This window comes from Mesorhizobium bavaricum (genome assembly GCF_056781655.1).
In genome coordinates this window covers 5,325,426-5,342,681 of record NZ_CM165566.1, presented here as the reverse complement: position 1 = coordinate 5,342,681, position 17,256 = coordinate 5,325,426, and the positions used below count along the sequence as shown (strand labels likewise).

18 protein-coding genes are annotated in these 17,256 nt (G+C 62.6%); 10 read left to right on the top strand and 8 right to left on the bottom strand.

Annotation, left to right across the window (positions count from 1 at the left end):
* The first annotated feature begins 114 nt into the window (after positions 1-114).
* Together AC1RZR_RS26190 and AC1RZR_RS26185 are read left to right on the top strand one after the other, a co-directional pair.
* On the top strand, positions 115-1,122 hold the full coding sequence (locus tag AC1RZR_RS26190; RefSeq protein ID WP_481826445.1) for a glycosyltransferase family 4 protein: 1,008 nt from the start codon (positions 115-117) through the stop codon (positions 1,120-1,122).
* Positions 1,123-1,270: 148 nt separating this feature from the next.
* Positions 1,271-2,497, top strand: coding sequence for an anion transporter (locus AC1RZR_RS26185; RefSeq protein WP_481826444.1), 1,227 nt, complete (start codon positions 1,271-1,273; stop codon positions 2,495-2,497).
* On the opposite strand, the gene AC1RZR_RS26180 is transcribed toward AC1RZR_RS26185, so the two are convergent.
* A complete protein-coding gene (locus AC1RZR_RS26180; protein WP_481826443.1) occupies positions 2,494-3,081 on the bottom strand; it encodes a TetR/AcrR family transcriptional regulator in 588 nt (195 codons plus the stop codon). The genes AC1RZR_RS26185 and AC1RZR_RS26180 overlap by 4 nt on opposite strands.
* Before the next feature lie 80 nt (positions 3,082-3,161).
* Between AC1RZR_RS26180 and AC1RZR_RS26175 the strand changes: the two genes are divergently transcribed.
* Entirely contained in the window at positions 3,162-4,058 is an 897-nt protein-coding gene (locus tag AC1RZR_RS26175) for a crotonase/enoyl-CoA hydratase family protein (RefSeq protein WP_481826442.1), read from the top strand.
* On the opposite strand, the gene AC1RZR_RS26170 is transcribed toward AC1RZR_RS26175, so the two are convergent.
* From AC1RZR_RS26170 to AC1RZR_RS26150, 5 genes are all read right to left on the bottom strand, one after another.
* Positions 4,004-4,312, bottom strand: a complete 309-nt coding sequence (locus AC1RZR_RS26170; protein ID WP_481826441.1) for a cupredoxin domain-containing protein — start codon at positions 4,310-4,312, stop codon at positions 4,004-4,006. The two genes, AC1RZR_RS26175 and AC1RZR_RS26170, sit on opposite strands and share 55 nt — an antisense overlap.
* A gap of 11 nt (positions 4,313-4,323) precedes the next feature.
* The gene (locus AC1RZR_RS26165; RefSeq protein WP_481826440.1) at positions 4,324-4,848 is read right to left on the bottom strand and encodes a DUF4142 domain-containing protein; all 525 of its coding nucleotides are present in this window, start codon (positions 4,846-4,848) and stop codon (positions 4,324-4,326) included.
* Positions 4,849-4,961: 113 nt separating this feature from the next.
* Positions 4,962-5,636: an RNA polymerase sigma factor gene (locus AC1RZR_RS26160; protein ID WP_481826439.1), complete on the bottom strand. Its 675-nt coding sequence runs from the start codon at positions 5,634-5,636 to the stop codon at positions 4,962-4,964.
* A gap of 101 nt (positions 5,637-5,737) precedes the next feature.
* Positions 5,738-6,826 (bottom strand): HPP family protein, encoded by a 1,089-nt coding sequence (locus AC1RZR_RS26155; protein WP_481826438.1) that lies wholly within the window; start codon positions 6,824-6,826, stop codon positions 5,738-5,740.
* Between the two features lie 252 nt (positions 6,827-7,078).
* Complete coding sequence (locus AC1RZR_RS26150; protein ID WP_481826437.1) at positions 7,079-8,248, bottom strand: cystathionine beta-lyase; 1,170 nt, start codon at positions 8,246-8,248, stop codon at positions 7,079-7,081.
* 329 nt (positions 8,249-8,577) lie between these two features.
* On the opposite strand from AC1RZR_RS26150, the gene AC1RZR_RS26145 reads away from it, so the two are divergent.
* From AC1RZR_RS26145 to AC1RZR_RS26115, 7 genes are all read left to right on the top strand, one after another.
* On the top strand, positions 8,578-9,213 hold the full coding sequence (locus AC1RZR_RS26145; RefSeq protein ID WP_477276424.1) for a DUF1326 domain-containing protein: 636 nt from the start codon (positions 8,578-8,580) through the stop codon (positions 9,211-9,213).
* Positions 9,214-9,222: 9 nt separating this feature from the next.
* A complete protein-coding gene (locus AC1RZR_RS26140; protein WP_477276426.1) occupies positions 9,223-10,113 on the top strand; it encodes a DUF2182 domain-containing protein in 891 nt (296 codons plus the stop codon).
* A 422-nt stretch (positions 10,114-10,535) separates the two neighbouring features.
* Entirely contained in the window at positions 10,536-11,564 is a 1,029-nt protein-coding gene (locus AC1RZR_RS26135; RefSeq protein ID WP_481826436.1) for an amino acid ABC transporter substrate-binding protein, read from the top strand.
* Positions 11,565-11,627: 63 nt separating this feature from the next.
* Positions 11,628-12,815 (top strand): amino acid ABC transporter permease, encoded by a 1,188-nt coding sequence (locus AC1RZR_RS26130; protein ID WP_477276430.1) that lies wholly within the window; start codon positions 11,628-11,630, stop codon positions 12,813-12,815.
* A 4-nt stretch (positions 12,816-12,819) separates the two neighbouring features.
* A complete protein-coding gene (locus AC1RZR_RS26125; protein ID WP_481826435.1) occupies positions 12,820-13,977 on the top strand; it encodes an amino acid ABC transporter permease in 1,158 nt (385 codons plus the stop codon).
* Positions 13,978-14,056: 79 nt separating this feature from the next.
* A complete protein-coding gene (locus AC1RZR_RS26120; RefSeq protein ID WP_031240865.1) occupies positions 14,057-14,806 on the top strand; it encodes an amino acid ABC transporter ATP-binding protein in 750 nt (249 codons plus the stop codon).
* A 115-nt stretch (positions 14,807-14,921) separates the two neighbouring features.
* Positions 14,922-15,590: a TIGR02117 family protein gene (locus tag AC1RZR_RS26115; protein ID WP_481826434.1), complete on the top strand. Its 669-nt coding sequence runs from the start codon at positions 14,922-14,924 to the stop codon at positions 15,588-15,590.
* Between the two features lie 29 nt (positions 15,591-15,619).
* Here the strand turns inward: AC1RZR_RS26115 and AC1RZR_RS26110 are convergent, their stop codons facing one another.
* Both AC1RZR_RS26110 and AC1RZR_RS26105 read right to left on the bottom strand, forming a co-directional pair.
* Complete coding sequence (locus AC1RZR_RS26110; protein WP_481826433.1) at positions 15,620-16,858, bottom strand: FAD-dependent monooxygenase; 1,239 nt, start codon at positions 16,856-16,858, stop codon at positions 15,620-15,622.
* Positions 16,859-16,877: 19 nt separating this feature from the next.
* Entirely contained in the window at positions 16,878-17,123 is a 246-nt protein-coding gene (locus AC1RZR_RS26105; protein ID WP_481826432.1) for a zinc-finger domain-containing protein, read from the bottom strand.
* Positions 17,124-17,256 lie beyond the last annotated feature (133 nt).

The window sequence follows — 17,256 nt, the reverse complement described above, 5'->3', positions numbered from 1 at the left end:
CCCATAACGCCGTGATTCCTCCGCGTCGGTGATGTATGGATCACCGCTGAAACGGTCCTGCGCTCCTGAGTTCCCCAAGCGTCCGGGCTGGCGGTCCAGTCACCGCTAGTCTCAATGCCGGCGAACGAGTGGCGGGACGGCAAGATCAGCGCGGCAACCATGATTCATCTGTTCAATGGCTTTCAGAACCCGTTTGGCGGCAGTGACCTCGAAACCCTGGAGCTGTACCGGTTGCTGAGCGCCGACTCCGAGGTGCGTCTGTGGGCAACGTCCTCAAGGGTATCCGGCGAGTTGATGCGGCAATTTCCGATTCGCCGCATCTCACTGCCAAAGTGGAATGTGCCGGATGGCGGGACCTACGTCTTCCTTGGCGCGCACTGGCGCAACAAGATATGGCCTTACCTGATCCCCCGGCCGCGCCGGCTGATCTATGTCTTCAATACCTTTCACCCGAAAGTCATCGCGCTGACGACGCGCATGCCCCGCATGCTGAACTGGCCCGACGCCGAACTGGTGCTGATTTCCGATTTTCAGAAACGCATGCTGCGGGTCGATGGCGTCGTGCATCCGTCGCCGATCGATATCGAACGTTTCCTACCGCAACCGGCCAAGCCGGGTCGTCCGTTCACGCTGGGACGATTGAGCCGCGACACCCCTGACAAACATCATGCGGAAGATGTGCCGCTCTACGAAGCATTGCTGGCAGGTGGCGACGCGCTGCGGATTCAGGGCGGAATGGTGCTCGAGGACAGGCTTAAACCGCATTCGCGACTCGAACTCCTCCCACAAGGCCGGTTTGCGGCTGAAGAGTTCCTGCCGACGCTCGACGTGTTCTACTATCGCAGCGGCTCGCATGTGGAGACGTTCGGCCGGGTGGTGTTCGAAGCGATGGCCTGTGGTCTGCCCGTGGTCTGCCATTCGCATGGCGGCTACGCCGACCATATCAGGCATGGCGAAAACGGTTTTCTGTTCGAAACGACGCAACAGGCGGGGCAGATCCTGGCCGACCTCAAAGCCGACCCGGGGCTGCGTGCGACAGTGGGCCGCGAGGCGCGGCGGACCGTCGAGCAGCTGTTTTCCTCGCAGGCGCTTCGACAGCGGCTGGATTTCTATCTGCGTTAGGGGCACGTCATCCACTGGGCTTTGCGGACACCTTCGGTCCCCGGCCTGTTTGTCATCGATCTCGACATCGCGCTAAAGCTGGCACGCGAGCGAATCAACGGGGCGGACGGGCCGCGGCGCGCCACAGACCGAGCAGGACTTCCTACCGATGACATTGATGGGCGCGGCGGCACTGCTGATCCTGGTCCTGACCTACGCCGGTGTCGCCATTGGCCGCATCCCGGGCCTGCGCCTCGACCGGGCCGGGATCGCGCTGCTCGGCGGGGCCGCGATGATCGCCATTGGCGCGCTCGGCATGGAGGATGCCTACCGCGCGATCAATTTCGACACCATCACGCTTCTGCTCGGCATGATGATCGTGGTGGCGCATCTGAAGGTCTCAGGCGCCTTTCGCGGCCTCGGCGCCGTCGCCATCGAACACGCGCATGCGCCCTTCATGCTCCTGGTGATGGTGACGCTACTCACCGGCGTGCTGTCGGCCTTCCTGGTCAACGACGCCATCTGCCTTGTGATGGCACCGATCGTCGTCCACGTCACCCGCGTCATCAAGCGCAATCCCATCCCCTATCTGATCGCCACCGCCACCGCGTCGAATTGCGGCAGCGTCGCCACCATCACCGGCAATCCGCAAAACATGGTCATCGGCGCGCTGTCGGGCATTTCCTATCCAGCCTTTTCGGCCGCACTCGCGCCGGTCGCCTTGTTTGGCCTCGTCGCGGTCATTGTCATTGTCCGCATCGTTTACCGGACCGAATTCGCCCGCACGGTCCAACTGACGCCCGAGGTCTCGCGTGGCCGTATGCACAAGGGACAGGTGCTGAAGGCGGTGGTGGTCTGCATTGGATTGGCCGTCGCCTTCTTCGCCGGCGTGCCGGTCGCCAAGGCGGCACTCGTCGGCGGCGCCATCCTGTTGCTCACCCGTGCCATCAAACCGGAACGCATCTACCGCGAGATCGACGGGCCGCTGCTGTTCATGTTCGCCGGTCTGTTCGTGGTCGTTGCCGGCGCGGAAAAGACACTGCTGACGCCCGACATCATCGCCTCGGCAAAGGACCTCGGCCTGGACGATGTCTGGCGCTTGTCCGGCTTCACCGCGGTGCTCTCCAACATCATGAGCAATGTCCCGGCCGTGCTGGCACTCAGGCCCTTCATACCCGGCCTCGAAAACCCCGAACGTGCCTGGCTGGTCGTCGCCATGAGTTCGACGCTGGCCGGCAATTTCACGCTGCTCGGCTCGGTCGCCAACCTGATCGTCGCCGAACAGGCAAGGGCTGCCGGCACGCAGCTGTCGTTCGGCGCCTTCTTCAAGGTCGGCTTGCCGCTGACGCTGATAACGCTTGCCGTGGGCACGGCATGGCTGGCGTTGGGATTCTAGACCTGGTTGCTTGAAATTCGCGCCTGGACAAGCCTCGCCGCGGCGCGGCCGGCTGCCTCGATATAATCGGGGTTGCGGTGGATCAGCATGATCGAAAACGAGCCGTCTATCAGCAGCACGATCTCGCGTGCCAGGGCTTGCGGCTCCTCGACGCTGCGGTCGGACAATTCGCCAGCCAGCCATGTTTCAAAATTTGACTTGTGCCGCGACCCGACCTTGATCGCCGGATGTCCAGGCATCGAAGCGAGTTCAGCAGCCGTGCGCAGGAAGCCGCATCCCTTCCATTTCGGATGGCGTGCGGCCCTCGCCAGATTGGTGAAGATCGCCTCGACCTTGCGATCCGCCCCGCCTTCGGCGGCATCGAACCAGCCGGCCATCCGCTTCAGATTGGGTTGGTCGCGGCCATCGAGATAGGCGGCGATCAGATCGTCCTTGCTCTTGAAGTGGTAATAGAGCGTCCGCTTGGTGAGCCCTGCCTTTTCGGCGATGGCATCGACGCTGACCCGGCCGATTCCCTCCGCATAGAAGAGCTTCGTCGCGGCTTCGACAATGCGTTTGCGGGTAGGACTCGACGCTTCAGGCATGAGGTGATGTATACCGACTAGTAAATATACAAGCAATCGAATGCGTGATCCTTTCCAGAGGTATCTGGAAAGGAAGAACAATGACCGATCTTGTCCTGAGCGAGACCCGCGACGGGGTAACCATCCTCACCCTCAACCGGCCGGAGAAACTCAACGCGCTGAATTATGCCCTGATCGATCGCCTGCTTGCGATCCTTGACGACATCGAAGTCGATGACGGCGTCCGCGCCGTCGTTCTGACTGGCGCAGGGGAGCGGGCGTTTTCGGCGGGAGGCGATATTCACGAGTTCTCGGCCAGCGTGGCGCTTGGCGCCGACGTCGCGATGCGCGACTTCGTCATGCGCGGGCAGCGGTTGACGGCAAGGCTGGAAGCGTTCCGCAAACCGGTCATCGCCGCCGTCAACGGCATTGCCTTTGGCGGAGGCTGCGAAATCACCGAGGCCGTGCCGCTCGCAATCGCCAGCGATCGCGCCCTGTTCGCCAAGCCGGAAATCAACCTCGCAATGCCACCGACATTTGGCGGAACGCAGCGCTTGCCTAGGCTGGCCGGGCGCAAGCGTGCGCTCGAACTGCTTTTGACCGGCGATTGGTTTCCGCCCCAGCGCGCCCTTGAACTTGGCCTGGTCAACCAGGTGGTGCCGCATGGCGATTTGATGCCGGCCGCAATCGGCCTTGCCAGGCGTATCCTGCGGCACTCAGATCTGGCGGTCGCCAGCATCCTAACGGCAGTGGCGCGCGGCCTCAACCAGAGCATCGCCGAAGGCTTGCTGGTCGAGGCCGAGCAGTTCGCCCGCATGGCTCCGACCGCAGATCTGCGCGAAGGGCTCGATGCCTGGCTGACGTGCCGCGAGCCCCGCTATGATGGCTCGTGGACGCATGTCGCGCGGCCTGACGAGGCCAGGCGGGCCTCGTTGGCGCTGGATCAGGGCGCCACCACCAAACGGCCTTTCATGTTGGGGTGGAAGCGGCAGAAATAGTCGACCGTCTCCGCCTTCTGCAAGGTGAGGCTCGCGGACTTTTTCGGCGGGATCATCACCTCCCAACCGCCCTTGACGGTGGCCGTGTGGGCGAACACGTCGTTGTTCACCCACTCGATCCTATCGCCGACCTTCGCCTCGACGATGGCTGGCGAGAACACCAGCTTGTCGATGGTGACCTGGATGGTTTCACCCTGTGCCGGAACGATACCGATGGCCAGCGTCAACGCAATCCACAGATGGCGTTTCGACATGATCGCTGTCCTCACTTCAGCATGCCGGCGACATGTTCGGCATGCTGCTCATGGCCCTGGAATATCTTCAGGCCGGTTTCCAGCAGGCTCTTCAGTTCGGCATTGCTGGCCGACGGGATGAGCAGTGTTTCGAGAGCGCCGTTGACCTGCTTGTGGTAGGCGACCTCGTTGTCGACATAGGCCTTGTCGAAGGCGGCACCCTCGAGCTTGGCGAGCTTGGTCCTTTCTTCGGCGGCAGCCTTGCTCAACGCCTGGCTGGTGGCGTTGTCTTCCGGCGTGACCTTCAGCTTCTTGACCAGGTCGAGCGCCTGCACGTTCACCGCTTCGTGGTCGCGCACCATGTCTTTGGCGAAGTCCACGACGTCCTTGTTCTTCGATTTCTCGATCGCCAGCTTGGCCGCTTCAACGTCGATGACCCCAGCCGTGTAGGCGATGTGGGCGATCTGCGGGTCGGTCGGCTTGTGGGCGGCTTGTGCAAACGGTGCAGAGCCAAGCAGCAGCATGGCGGCCAGGGCAGCGGTGTGACGAATAAGCATGGCATCTCCTTCGCCCGGAGCGGAAATCGCGCCGGGCAGCTTTTTCAGTTGACGGTCATTGGATGCAGGGCAGCGGCAAATGTTCCCGCCAAAATGAGCCAATACGACGAGGGTCAGCTTTCCAGGCCGAGCCGCCACATCACGGCGCTGGTCAGCCTTTCGCAACGCCGGCCGGCGAAGGGAAACGCATCGAGCAGCACCGGCCCGATCTGGTCGTCCAGGGCCTTGCGCACCAGGGCGCGCGCACGGTGCAGCCTTGTCTTGACGGTTTGTGGCCGCACGCCGAGAAGATCGGCGGTATCTTCGATGCTCAGCCCTTCGATTACGCGCGCCACGAACACCGTCCGGTAGACATCGGGAAGGCTGTCGGTGGCCTGTTCAACCAGCTGGAGGATCTGCCGTTGCGCCATCGTCCGCTCCGGATCGTCGCTGGGGTTGATGGGGAACCGGATGATCTCGGCTTGCGGATTTTCCGGCAGTGCCACCGTTCTGCGCCTTTTGCGCAGGCGGCCGAGCGCCTCGTTGATGACGATACGCGACAGCCAGGTGGCGAGCGAGGAATCGCCGCGAAAGGCATCGAGATGAGCGAAGGCCCTGACATAGGCCTCCTGCACGATGTCCTCGGCCTCGCTGTCATTGCGCACCACGCCGCGGGCGATGCGGTAGAGCCTCTGATTGTGCGTCTTGATGATGGTGCGGAAAGCGTCGCCTTCGCGCGCCAGGGCGCGGCGTACGAGCTGCATGTCGCCTGAAGCAACAGAAGGCATCGCCGTCAAGACAGCAGGCATGGCCAGTTCCTCAACCCAATCTCGGACCCGAACCCGATTGAGAGATTGGATGGCATTGTCGGCAAAAGGTTCCCGGCCGTATTCGCCGGGTCCGGCTGTGGCTACCGTGGAGCTTCCGGCGAAGGCTTGTCAGCAACCTGCAGGCGTGCCGTGGCCGCCAGCAGATCGGTCTGGGTGATCAGCCCGAGAATCCGCCTGTCGTCGTCGACGATGATGACCGCATGGCTGCGGCCGTCGGTGAGCATGGGCAACAGACCCATGGCGGCGAAACCGGCGGCGGCTGTCGCCGCTGGCGATATGACGGGCCCAACCGTGCCGGAGGCCAGCGCCAGTTCCCGCAACCCCACGGTGCCTGCCAGCCTTGCCTCTGCGTCGACGACGGGCAAGGTACGGATGTTGTGGTCAAGCAGCAACTGGCGTGCCGCCCCGGCGGAGGTGTGTGCGTCGACCGAGATCACATCGCGCGACATGATGGCCTCGCAGAGAAGGTTCTGGTGCGCGCGCACCATCGCCTGCAATTCGACTTGCCGCAGCAGCCGGTCGAGATCGTTGCGATCGATATCGAACGTCTCGTCAAGTGCACCAAGCGCGGCATCGATGTCCTCGGGCTGGAAGCCGACGCGCAACTGCGCTGGTAGATCGACGGTGCCGTGGCTGTTCGTCGGTGCTGAAACCAGCACGTGCGGGTAATTGCGCCGGGCCAGCTTGTGGAAGCCATAGCCGAGCGCCACCAGCAGAAGCGAGTTCAGTGCCACCGGCACGAATGGAAACAGGAAGCCGGCGCTGATGACGGCAGGCCCTCCCAGCACGGCGGTCAGGGCGGCCGCCCCGCCCGGCGGATGCAGGCAGCGCGTGAACGACATGGCGGCGATGGCCAGCGCCACCGCGATGCCGGTGGCAAGGGCGGTTTCGTGGATGAAATGCGCGACGATCACGCCGACCAGGGCCGATATCGTGTTGCCGCCGATGATCGACCATGGCTGCGCCAGCGGACTGGCCGGCACCGCGAACAGGAGCACGGCCGAGGCTCCCATCGGTGCCACCAGCAACGGCACGTGCGGGCCGTTGCCGAGCACCAGGCCACCGATCGCCCCGGTCAGTGCAATGCCGATCGTCGCGCCGACGCAGGCGATGATGCGCTCGCGCAGCGTCGCGCCGGCAAGAATGGGAACAAAGAGGCGAAAGGCCATGGGGTCGGAACTCAGCCGGTATTCCAGAGGAAGTCGAAACCGCGATGATCGCACCGCAATGACGCGGCAATGTCGAAGTTGAAAGCCAAATTGATCCGCGAAGTCGCGGTTTGGAGAAATAGAATTCCGTGACGTTGTTGCCGCATCCGCCGCGGTGCCGATTTGGCTCCGCAGGGCGACGTGGCGGTTCACCAGTCTTTCGAGCTGCTTGCACTGACCCGTTGAATCAGTTTGGCAGAGTGCCCTGATCGCTCAGGCAGCCGCCGCCGCGGTCAGGCCGCGCAAGATGTCGGCCTTCAGGTCCTCGACATCCTCGAGGCCGATTTGCAGGCGGATCAACGGACCTTCATACGGACCTTTCGCAACAACGCGGTCGCCGAGCCAGACCGGCACGGCAAGGCTCTCATAGCCGCCCCAGGAATAACCGAGGCCGAAGATCTGCAACGCATCGAGGAAGGCGTGCTGCTGCTTCTGGCCACCGCCGGCAAGCACGATGGAAAAGATGCCGCTCGAGCCCGAGAAGTCACGCTTCCACAGGCCATGGTCCGGATGGCTGGGAAGGGCAGGGTGGAGCACGCGCGCCACGCCCTTCTGCCCCTCGAGCCAGGAGGCGATGGCGAGCGCGCTGCGCTGATGGTGCTCGAGGCGAACGCCCATGGTGCGCAGGCCCCGCAGCACCTGATAGACATCGTCGGGTCCGGCGCAGCAGCCAAGCGTGCAGAAGCTTTCGTAGAGATGCTTCCAGCAGCCTTCGTTGGCCGAGACCGTGCCAAGCAGCACGTCGGAATGGCCGGCCGGGTATTTCGTCGCCGCATGGATCGAGATGTCGACGCCGTGGTCGAGCGGACGGAAATACAGCGGCGTGGCCCAGGTGTTGTCCATCATGACGAGGGCGCCGGCCGCGTGCGCCGCCTTGACGATGGCCGGGATGTCTTGCAGCTCGAACGTGTTGGAGGCCGGCGATTCGGTGAACACCACCTTGGTGTTGGGCTTGATCAACGCCGCGATGCCGGCGCCGGCATCGGGGGCGTAGTACTCGACCTCGACGCCCAGCCGCTTCAGCATGGTGTCGGCGAAATTGCGCGTCGGGTGATAGACAGAATCGACGATCAGAAGATGGTCGCCCGCCGACACGAAGGCCAGCAGCGGTATCGTCACCGCCGCAAGGCCCGAAGGCACCACGATAGTGCCGGCCGAGCCTTCCAGTGCATCTATGGCGTGGGCAAGGGCATCGGTCGTCGGCGTGCCGCGCGTGCCGTAGGTGTATTTCTGGCTACGTGCCGCCATCGACGCCGCGTCAGGATAAAGCACGGTTGAGGCATGCACCACCGGCGGATTGACGAAGCCGAAATAGTCATGCGGATTGTTGCCCGAATGGGCCAGCCGCGTGTTGATACCCAGTCCGTCGCCGTCTTTCGCCATTCTTCTTCGCCTTGTTTGACAAGGCGCTAGCCATAGTGCGGCGGCAATGGCCGTGCAACCGGCCCGCACCCGCCAGGGAACCGACTTCGGATGTACCAAGTCATCCCTGGTGAAAGGCGCTCAATCTTGCACCGGTCCCAGCGCATTGCGCCCCTGGCCGGTCGGCTATTGAAGACGGCCGGGAAAGATATATGATTGAATCCTAATACTTTTGCCGGACTGCCTCGATCAGACGCTGCCGGATGATCATTCCCGGTTGACCTCCTGATCCCCTGCGATCCGGGCATCTCGCTTGCATAGACATGAATGCAGCCAAGGGGAGGAATATCATGACCGACGTCAAGTGGATGATAAAGGCGCGCGAGTTCGTCAACTGCAACTGCGCCTATGGCTGCCCGTGCCAGTTCAACGCTTTGCCGACGGATGGATCCTGCCGGGCGGTGGTCGGCGTGGAAATCGAAAGCGGCTATCATGGCGACACCAGGCTGGATGGTTTGCGCTTTGCCGGTGTCTTCCGCTGGCCCGGGGCAATCCACCACGGCGGGGGCGAGGCGGCAGTGGTCATTGACGAGCGGGCGACCGAGGCGCAGCGCGGAGCGCTGCTTCGCATTCTCAGCGGTGAGGACACCGAACCCGGCGCGACCATATTCCAGGTCTTTTCGACCACGCTGGAAACGGTCCACGACCCGATCTTCGCGGCAATAGACTTCGAAGTCGACGTCGATGCCCGAGCGGCTCGCCTCGACGTGCCGGGCGTAACCTCGGGCCACGGCGAGCCGATCAAGAATCCCGTCACCGGCGCGGAGCATCGGGCGCGCATCGACCTCACGCATGGTTTCGAATATTCGCTTGCCGAGGTCGGGCGCGGCTGGACGAAGGCAACCGGCCCGATCAAGTTCGAGCTGGCAGACTCGCACAGCCATTTCGCCAATTTGCACCTCTCGCAAAGTGGCATCGTGCATTGACCTGATCCAATGAGCGACACGGCCCTCGAGGCGGTGCTGCGGCGGGACCGCACAGTCGTGACGGCCGCGCTCGTCATTATTGCCGTGCTCGCATGGGCCTATGTACTGTGGCTCGCCGCCGACATGACCATGCCGGATGCTGCCACGCCGAGCGCCACAAGTGGCGACATGGGTGACATGGACATGTCGGGTACCAATGCGGGCGGCATGGACATGCCGGGTATGGACATGGGTGGCATGGACATGGGCGCTGCGGTGGCGCCCGGTTTCCGGGCTTGGGCGCCAGCCGACTTCGCTTTCATCTTCGCCATGTGGGCCGTCATGATGGTTGGCATGATGACGCCGTCGGTCGCGCCGATGGTGCTGCTCTATGCCGGGGTCGGCCGCAAGGCGCGGGCGGGCGGGCGGCCCATCGCATCGACTGCATGGTTTTTTACCGGCTATCTGCTCGTCTGGGTTGCCTTCAGCGCGGCGGCGACCGGCACGCAATGGCTGCTGACCAGTCTCACCTTGCTGAGCCCGATGATGGCAACCAACAGTACGGTTCTCGGCGGCCTCGTCCTGATCGCCGCCGGTCTCTATCAATGGACTCCGATGAAGGGCGTCTGCCTGCAGCAATGCCAGGCACCGGTCGCATTTCTGGCCAGTCATGGCGGGTTCCGCTCCGATCCGCCTGGTGCGCTTCGATTCGGGATCCGTCACGGCGCCTATTGCCTCGGCTGTTGCTGGGCGTTGATGGCGCTCCTGTTCGTCGGCGGCGTCATGAACGTGCTGTGGATCGCCGGCATCGCCATCCTTGTTCTCCTGGAGAAGACGGTCCCGACCGGGCAGCTGATCCCGCGCATCTCTGGCGCGCTGATGGCGGCAATCGGCGCCTGGCTGCTCGTTCAAGCAATTTGAGCGGGGGCTCCTCCCGTTTCGGGCGGCACATGCGACCTGTCCTCGCCATGTGACGTCTTTAGATATGCCAATCTATCCCGGGATAAATCCAGCAGCGCGCAGCAAATCCTCCTGACGGATTTCGATGGCAAAGTCCGGATCCGCGGCTGGCCGGCCTTTGCCAATTTTGTTTGCGCGGCTTGCTAATTTCCTGGTGCCCTTGGCTGCAATTCAGGCATTTGCCGCGGTTGGTTTTCAAACTCTTTGGAATTCGGTCATTTTCCTTGACCTCACGGGAATTATCGCCTTCGATGCCATTCGTGAATGGGAGGCAGCGCGTCGGTTGCGATGCGGGGTTCCGGGTATGGGCCGGAATGGGAGCTGCGTTCACACGGGAAAAGATCAGGGTTTGCCTGAAAAACAGAGAAAAGGGTCTGTGGGTCATGAAACATATTGCTATCAGCATTCTTGGCGCCGCCACGCTTGGATTGATGGCGTCGGCCGCCTCGGCAACGACGCTCGATACCGTCAAGGCAAAGGGCTTCATCCAGTGCGGTGTCTCGACCGGCCTGGCTGGCTTCTCGGCGCCGGACGACAAGGGTGACTGGCAAGGTATCGATGCGGATTTCTGCCGCGCTGTCGCGGCCGCCGTCTTTGGTGACGGCACCAAGGTCAAGTTCACCCCACTTAGCGCCAAGGAGCGGTTCACCGCTCTGCAATCCGGTGAGGTCGACATCCTGTCGCGCAACACCACCTGGACCATCAATCGCGATACCGCACTCGGCCTGAACTTCATCGGCGTCACCTACTATGACGGCCAGGGCTTCATGATCAATGCCAAGAAGCTGCCCGGCGTCAATTCGGCGCTGCAGCTTTCCGGCGCCGCTGTCTGCGTGCAGAGCGGCACGACCACCGAGCTCAATCTCGCCGACTATTTCAAGGCCAACAAGATGGAGTACAACCCGGTCGTCTTCGAGAAGCTGGAAGAAGTCAACGCCGCCTACGACGCCGGCCGCTGCGACGTCTACACCACCGATCAGTCGGGCCTCTACGGCATCCGCCTGACGCTCGGGGCGCCGGCCGACCACGTCGTGCTGCCCGAGATCATCTCCAAGGAGCCGCTCGGACCGGCCGTCCGCCAGGGCGACGACCAGTGGTACCACATCGTCAAGTGGACTTATTTCGCGCTGCTGCAGGCAGAAGAACTCGGCATCACCAAGGCCAATGTCGATGAAATGAAGAACTCGCCCAGCCCGGAGATCAAGCGCGTGCTCGGCCAGGAAGCCGATACCAAGATCGGTACCGATCTCGGTGTCTCCAACGACTGGGTCGTCAACATCGTCAAGGCCGTCGGCAATTACGGCGAAATGTTCGACCGCAATGTCGGTTCGGGCAGCCCGCTGAAGATCGCCCGCGGCATCAATGCGCTGTGGACCAAAGGCGGCCTGCAATACGCTCCGCCGATCCGCTGATCGAAATGTGATCCGGAAGGCAGATCCTCTGCCTTCCGGTTTCTCTTTCCAGGGGACGGTCGAATGGCGTCGCAGGAAGTTATTCGAGTGGAGCCAAGTCGCGCTTCTCTCATCAACGATCCGAAAGTCCGCAGCATTTTCTATCAATGCTTGGTCGTTGCTTTGCTGGTGTCCGGTGTCTGGTGGATCGTCCACAACACGATCGTGAACCTGACGAACCTGCACATTGCCTCCGGGTTTACCTTTCTGAAGGGCCGCGCCGGCTTCGATATTTCCGATACGGCGATCGCCTATACGTCGGACTCCACCTATGGCCGGGCCATCATCGTCGGCTTGATCAACACGTTGATCGTCGCGTTTGTAGGCATCATCACTGCCACCATCATCGGTTTCATCGTCGGTGTCGGCCGGCTGTCGAAAAACTGGCTGATCCAGAAGATCTGCACCGTCTATGTCGAGGTGTTTCGCAACATTCCGCCTCTGCTAGTCATCTTCTTCTGGTATTCCGGCGTGCTCGCCGTGCTGCCGCCGCCGCGCGACAGCATCAACCTGCCGTTCGGCTCCTTCCTCAACCAGCGCGGCTTCTATTTTCCGCGCGCCATCTGGGGCGACGGCTCCTGGCTGATCCTGGTGGGACTGTTTGCCGGCATCGCCATGGCGTGGTTCGTCGCCCGCAAGGCGCATCAGCGGCAGATGGCGACCGGCCAGCAATTCCCGGTATTCTGGACATCGCTGGCGCTGATTGTCGGGCTGCCGCTGCTCGCCTATGCGCTGAGCGGCTTTCCGCTAACCTTCGACTTTCCCAAACAGTCCACCTTCAACCTGACCGGCGGTTTCGCCGTCAAGCCGGAGTTTCTGTCGCTCTACCTGGCGCTGTCGTTTTATACCGCGGCCTTCATCGCCGAGATCGTGCGCGCCGGCATTCGCGGCGTCGCCAGGGGCCAGAGCGAGGCGTCTGAGGCGCTTGGCCTGCGCTCCGGCCAGCTGTTGCGGCTGGTGGTTGTGCCGCAGGCCATGCGCATCGTCATTCCGCCGTTGGCCAGCCAGTACCTCAACCTGACCAAGAATTCCTCGCTCGCCATCGCCATCGGCTATCCCGACCTGACGGCGACGACCGGCACGGTGCTCAACCAGACCGGCCAGGCTGTGGAATGCGTGGTCATCATGATGGTGATCTATCTGGCCATCAGCCTTCTGACCTCGCTGTTGATGAACTGGTTCAACGCCAAAATGGCGCTGGTGGAGAGGTAGGGACATGCAAGAACATGATATGTCCTGGGTGCGCACCGAAATGGCGCTGGCGCAGCCGGCGCCGGCCAGCGTCACGGGCTTCGGTGCCTGGGTGCGCAAGAACCTGATCGCCTCAGCAGGCGACGCCATCCTGACCATTGTCGGCATCGCGCTGGTGGCGATAATCCTGCCGCAGATCATCAACTGGGCGTTCATCAACGCCGTGTGGACGGGACCGGACCGGACCGTGTGCGCCACGGTGGCGCAGGGCGGTATCCAGCCAGATGGCTGGTCGGGTGCCTGCTGGGCCTTCATCAACGCCAAGTTCGGCCAGGTCATGTTCGGCACCTACACGATCGAGGAGCGCTGGCGGCCGATCCTGACCGGCATATTGTTTGTGGTGCTTCTGGTGCCGATGCTGATGCCGAGTGTGCCACGCAAAGGCCTCAACGCCCTGCTGTTGTTCGTCTTTTTCCCCATCGTGTCCTATTTCCTTTTGGTCGGAGGTTCCTTCGGTCTGGAACATGTCGAAACCGCGCGCTGGGGCGGCCTGCTGGTGACGCTGTCGCTGTCTTTCGTGGCCATCGTCGCGTCGCTCCCGCTCGGCATCGTGCTGGCGCTCGGCCGGCGCTCCAAGATGCCGGTCGTCAAGATGCTGTGCGTCATCTTCATCGAAGCTGTACGCGGCATTCCGCTGATCACCGTTCTGTTCATGGCCAGCGTCATGCTGCCGCTGTTCCTGCCGCCGGGCGTCACCTTCGACAAGTACCTGCGCGCGCTGATCGGCGTGTCGCTGTTTTCCGCCGCCTATATGGCCGAGGTGGTGCGCGGCGGCCTGCAGGCGATCCCCAAGGGCCAGTATGAAGGCGCCGATTCGCTCGGTCTCGGCTATTGGCAGAAGATGTATTTCATCGTCATGCCGCAGGCGTTGAAGCTGGTGATTCCGGGCATCGTCAACACCTTCATCGGCATGTTCAAGGACACCACCCTGGTCCTCATCATCTCGATGTTCGACCTGCTCGGCATCATCAAGCAGAACTTCGCCGACCCCAACTGGGCGACGGCGCAGACGGCCAAGTCGGGTCTGGTCTTCGCGGCCTTCGTCTTCTGGCTGTTCTGCTTCGGCATGTCGCGTTATTCAATGTACACCGAACGTCGGCTCGATACCGGCCACAAACGCTAAACAAAAGAACAAGGGGACCCCTGCCATGGTCATAGAAAATGCCGTCAGCGCGGAAGAGATCAAGGTCAACGCCGCCAAGATGCACATCTCGACCACCGATGTCGCCATCGACATCATCGCCATGCACAAATGGTATGGTGAGTTCCATGTGCTGAAGGACATCAACCTGAAAGTGATGCGCGGCGAGCGTATCGTCATCTGCGGTCCGTCGGGCTCCGGCAAATCGACGATGATCCGCTGCATCAACCGTCTGGAAGAGCACCAGAAGGGCAAGATCATCGTCGACGGCAAGGAATTGACCAACGATCTGAAGAAGATCGACGAGGTGCGCCGGGAGGTCGGCATGGTGTTCCAGCACTTCAACCTGTTCCCACATCTGACCATCCTGGAGAACTGCACGCTGGCGCCGATCTGGGTGCGCAAGACGCCGAAGAAGCAGGCCGAGGAAATCGCCATGCATTTCCTCAAGCGCGTCAAGATCCCGGAACAGGCAAATAAATATCCCGGCCAATTGTCCGGCGGCCAGCAGCAGCGCGTGGCGATCGCCCGCTCGCTGTGCATGAACCCGCGCATCATGCTGTTCGACGAGCCGACCTCGGCGCTCGATCCGGAAATGATCAAGGAAGTGCTGGAGACGATGGTCGGCCTTGCCGAAGAAGGCATGACCATGCTGTGCGTCACGCACGAAATGGGCTTTGCCCGCAAGGTCGCCAACCGGGTGATCTTCATGGATCAGGGCCAGATCGTCGAGCAGAACACGCCGGCCGAGTTCTTCGACCATCCGCGCCACGAGCGCACAAAACTGTTCCTGTCGCAGATCCTGCACTAGGCCTTCGACAACCAGGGAGAGCCCGGCTGAAACAGTGCCGGGCTCTTTTGCGTATGGACGTGCAGGAGGCGGGCGGTTTGTGTCGCGCCGGGGTCCGTTTGTAGGGCCGCCATTCATGAAAAAGCTGGGACGTTTTCTAGGCCTGCTGTTGATCGTCGTTGCGCTCGCTCTGACGCTGGGCACTCTCGTGCCGCGGCCGCTGTGGCGAGCGGCTGCCGCCACGCCCGCCGTCACGCACCATATCCTGGTGCTGAACAATCCGATCCACACCGACATCGCCATTCCGGTCGATGATGCCGTGCGCAAGCGCTTCCATTTTCTGGCCGAAGCCGGCATCCCGGCCGACAGTCCGGAGGTTCGCTACATCGTCTTCGGCTGGGGCGGCCGCGCCTTCTATCTGGAGACGCCGACCTGGTCAGAGTTGAAGGCGGCACCGGTGATGAAGGCGCTGACCCTCGACGCGTCGGTCATGCATGTCGATGTCGCCGGTGACATCGCCGAACCGCATCCGGAGGTTGCCGGCTTCGACATCGGCGAGGCGCGTTTTGCGGCGCTGCTCGATTTCATCGATGCAAGTTTCCAGCGCGGGCCGAAAGGCCCGATTGTTGTTCCGGACGCGGCCTATTCCAGGTCAGACGGTTTCTACGAAGCCAACGGCCATTTCAACGCGCTGGTCGGCTGCAACACCTGGACGGCGGCGGCATTGCGCACCGCCGGCCTGCGCACCGGATGGTGGAACCCGCTGCCGGCTTCGCTCGGCCTGTCGATGCGGCTTTACAATTAGCTCTCTTCCACTGGCCGGCATCCAGGCCTTCAGCGTCGGATGATTTTCTGCGGTTGCCAGCCATAAAGCCAATCCAGATCGGCGGCGAGTTTGTCCGACGAGCGCATCTTCAGGAACAGGTTGCGCGCGATAGCCACTGGACCCGCGGCATGCCAGGCAAGGCGATTGACGGCGCCGCGACGAGCGACCTTGGCGACGCGCGCCCGCCGCAGGTTCTCCCAGATTTGAAGGCTCTGTGCCGGGTCGGCGGGGAAGTCGGCAAGGACATCGGCAAGCATCGCCGCATCTTCGATCGCCATGGCGGCACCTTGCGCCGCGAACGGCGTCATCGCGTGCGCGGCATCGCCGACCAGCGCCATGCTATCGGTCGTCCAAGGTTGTTTGCTGTCGACCGTATGGATCGGCCACGCCGTCCACGGGCCGGCTTCCTCGACCAGACGGGCGAGCGCTGCCGCCGTACCGCGCAGGGCACCGGTCAAGATCCTGGTGTCGGCGTTGCCGGACCAGCCCTCGGCAATTCGTTCGCCCTTGGTGAAGGCGGCAAGATTGAAGGCAGCGCCTTTGCTGACGGGATAGGCGACCATGTGGAAGCCGGGATGCAGGAAGGTGGTGACGCAATTGATGGCACCGATCGCGGCAAAGGCTTGTCCGGCAGCGCTGTCGGCCGGAATGGTGGCCCGCCAGGCCAGCTCGCCCGAAAAGTGACTTCTCGGCGAGGCCGCCCCTTTGGTTGTGTCGATAAGCCCGCGCAGCGATGACCAAACGCCATCGGCGCCGACCAGCAGCAAGCCCCCGGCCTCGACTGTTTCGCCAGCCATCTCGGCAGCCACGGTGACACCATGGATGCCTTTGGCAATGCTGCTGACCTGCGCGCCGGTGGTCAGAAGAATGTTCGGCATCTCGGCAACGCGTGCGGTCAGGGCGCTCTGCAGGTCGGCCCTGTGGGCGACGAGATAGGGTGCCTGCCAACGGGCTTCGGCGGCTTGTCCGAGCGGCACACGTGCCAGTTCGCGCAACGTTGCGGCGTCCTTCAGTACCACGGCTTCCGGCCGTACCGCTGCCGGCAGCAGTCGGTCGAGCACCCCAAGCTGGCGAAGGATGCGTGTTGCATTGGGAGAAAGCTGGATGCCGGCGCCGGCCGCTTCCAGGCGCTGCGCCTGTTCGAACACCTGCACAAGGTAGCCGCGTTCGGCGAAAGCAACGGCAGCGGTTAGCCCGGCAACGCCGGCCCCGGCGATAACGACTTGCCGGGACCGCGTGTCGTCCATTGGGCTTGTCGCGAAAGAATCAGGCAGCCTGGTCGATGTAGGTGCAGCCGGCCGGCAGCGTTTCCGTCGCCTTCAGCTTTGGCGAATAGCGGTAGAGCGTCGAGCAATAGGGGCAGACTTTATCATTGTCGTCGCCCATGTCGAGAAACACGTGCGGATGGTCGAAAGGCGGGTTGGCGCCCGTGCACATGAATTCCTTGACGCCGATGTCGATTGCCGGGTGGCCCGCATCGTTCTGAAAATGGGGAATGGAACCGCCTGCCATCGTCGTCTCCTTAATGCAGTCTCTCTGCATCTGGATCATAACCGGTCTCTTTGCAAGTTCGATGAAATCAAACTGTCGCAAAAGCCTGTCAGAGGATAAGTTAAGCCGGTTAACCGGCGAGCGGTTGCGGGGA

Excerpts from the sequence above, each read along its gene's own strand:
- AC1RZR_RS26190 (WP_481826445.1), top strand. The coding sequence starts at position 115 with ATGCCGGCGAACGAGTGGCGGGACGGCAAGATCAGCGCGGCAACCATG.
- AC1RZR_RS26185 (WP_481826444.1), top strand. The coding sequence starts at position 1,271 with ATGACATTGATGGGCGCGGCGGCACTGCTGATCCTGGTCCTGACCTAC.
- AC1RZR_RS26180 (WP_481826443.1), bottom strand. The coding sequence starts at position 3,081 with ATGCCTGAAGCGTCGAGTCCTACCCGCAAACGCATTGTCGAAGCCGCG.
- AC1RZR_RS26175 (WP_481826442.1), top strand. The coding sequence starts at position 3,162 with ATGACCGATCTTGTCCTGAGCGAGACCCGCGACGGGGTAACCATCCTC.
- AC1RZR_RS26170 (WP_481826441.1), bottom strand. The coding sequence starts at position 4,312 with ATGTCGAAACGCCATCTGTGGATTGCGTTGACGCTGGCCATCGGTATC.
- AC1RZR_RS26165 (WP_481826440.1), bottom strand. The coding sequence starts at position 4,848 with ATGCTTATTCGTCACACCGCTGCCCTGGCCGCCATGCTGCTGCTTGGC.
- AC1RZR_RS26160 (WP_481826439.1), bottom strand. The coding sequence starts at position 5,636 with ATGCCTGCTGTCTTGACGGCGATGCCTTCTGTTGCTTCAGGCGACATG.
- AC1RZR_RS26155 (WP_481826438.1), bottom strand. The coding sequence starts at position 6,826 with ATGGCCTTTCGCCTCTTTGTTCCCATTCTTGCCGGCGCGACGCTGCGC.
- AC1RZR_RS26150 (WP_481826437.1), bottom strand. The coding sequence starts at position 8,248 with ATGGCGAAAGACGGCGACGGACTGGGTATCAACACGCGGCTGGCCCAT.
- AC1RZR_RS26145 (WP_477276424.1), top strand. The coding sequence starts at position 8,578 with ATGACCGACGTCAAGTGGATGATAAAGGCGCGCGAGTTCGTCAACTGC.
- AC1RZR_RS26140 (WP_477276426.1), top strand. The coding sequence starts at position 9,223 with ATGAGCGACACGGCCCTCGAGGCGGTGCTGCGGCGGGACCGCACAGTC.
- AC1RZR_RS26135 (WP_481826436.1), top strand. The coding sequence starts at position 10,536 with ATGAAACATATTGCTATCAGCATTCTTGGCGCCGCCACGCTTGGATTG.
- AC1RZR_RS26130 (WP_477276430.1), top strand. The coding sequence starts at position 11,628 with ATGGCGTCGCAGGAAGTTATTCGAGTGGAGCCAAGTCGCGCTTCTCTC.
- AC1RZR_RS26125 (WP_481826435.1), top strand. The coding sequence starts at position 12,820 with ATGCAAGAACATGATATGTCCTGGGTGCGCACCGAAATGGCGCTGGCG.
- AC1RZR_RS26120 (WP_031240865.1), top strand. The coding sequence starts at position 14,057 with ATGCACATCTCGACCACCGATGTCGCCATCGACATCATCGCCATGCAC.
- AC1RZR_RS26115 (WP_481826434.1), top strand. The coding sequence starts at position 14,922 with ATGAAAAAGCTGGGACGTTTTCTAGGCCTGCTGTTGATCGTCGTTGCG.
- AC1RZR_RS26110 (WP_481826433.1), bottom strand. The coding sequence starts at position 16,858 with ATGGACGACACGCGGTCCCGGCAAGTCGTTATCGCCGGGGCCGGCGTT.
- AC1RZR_RS26105 (WP_481826432.1), bottom strand. The coding sequence starts at position 17,123 with ATGGCAGGCGGTTCCATTCCCCATTTTCAGAACGATGCGGGCCACCCG.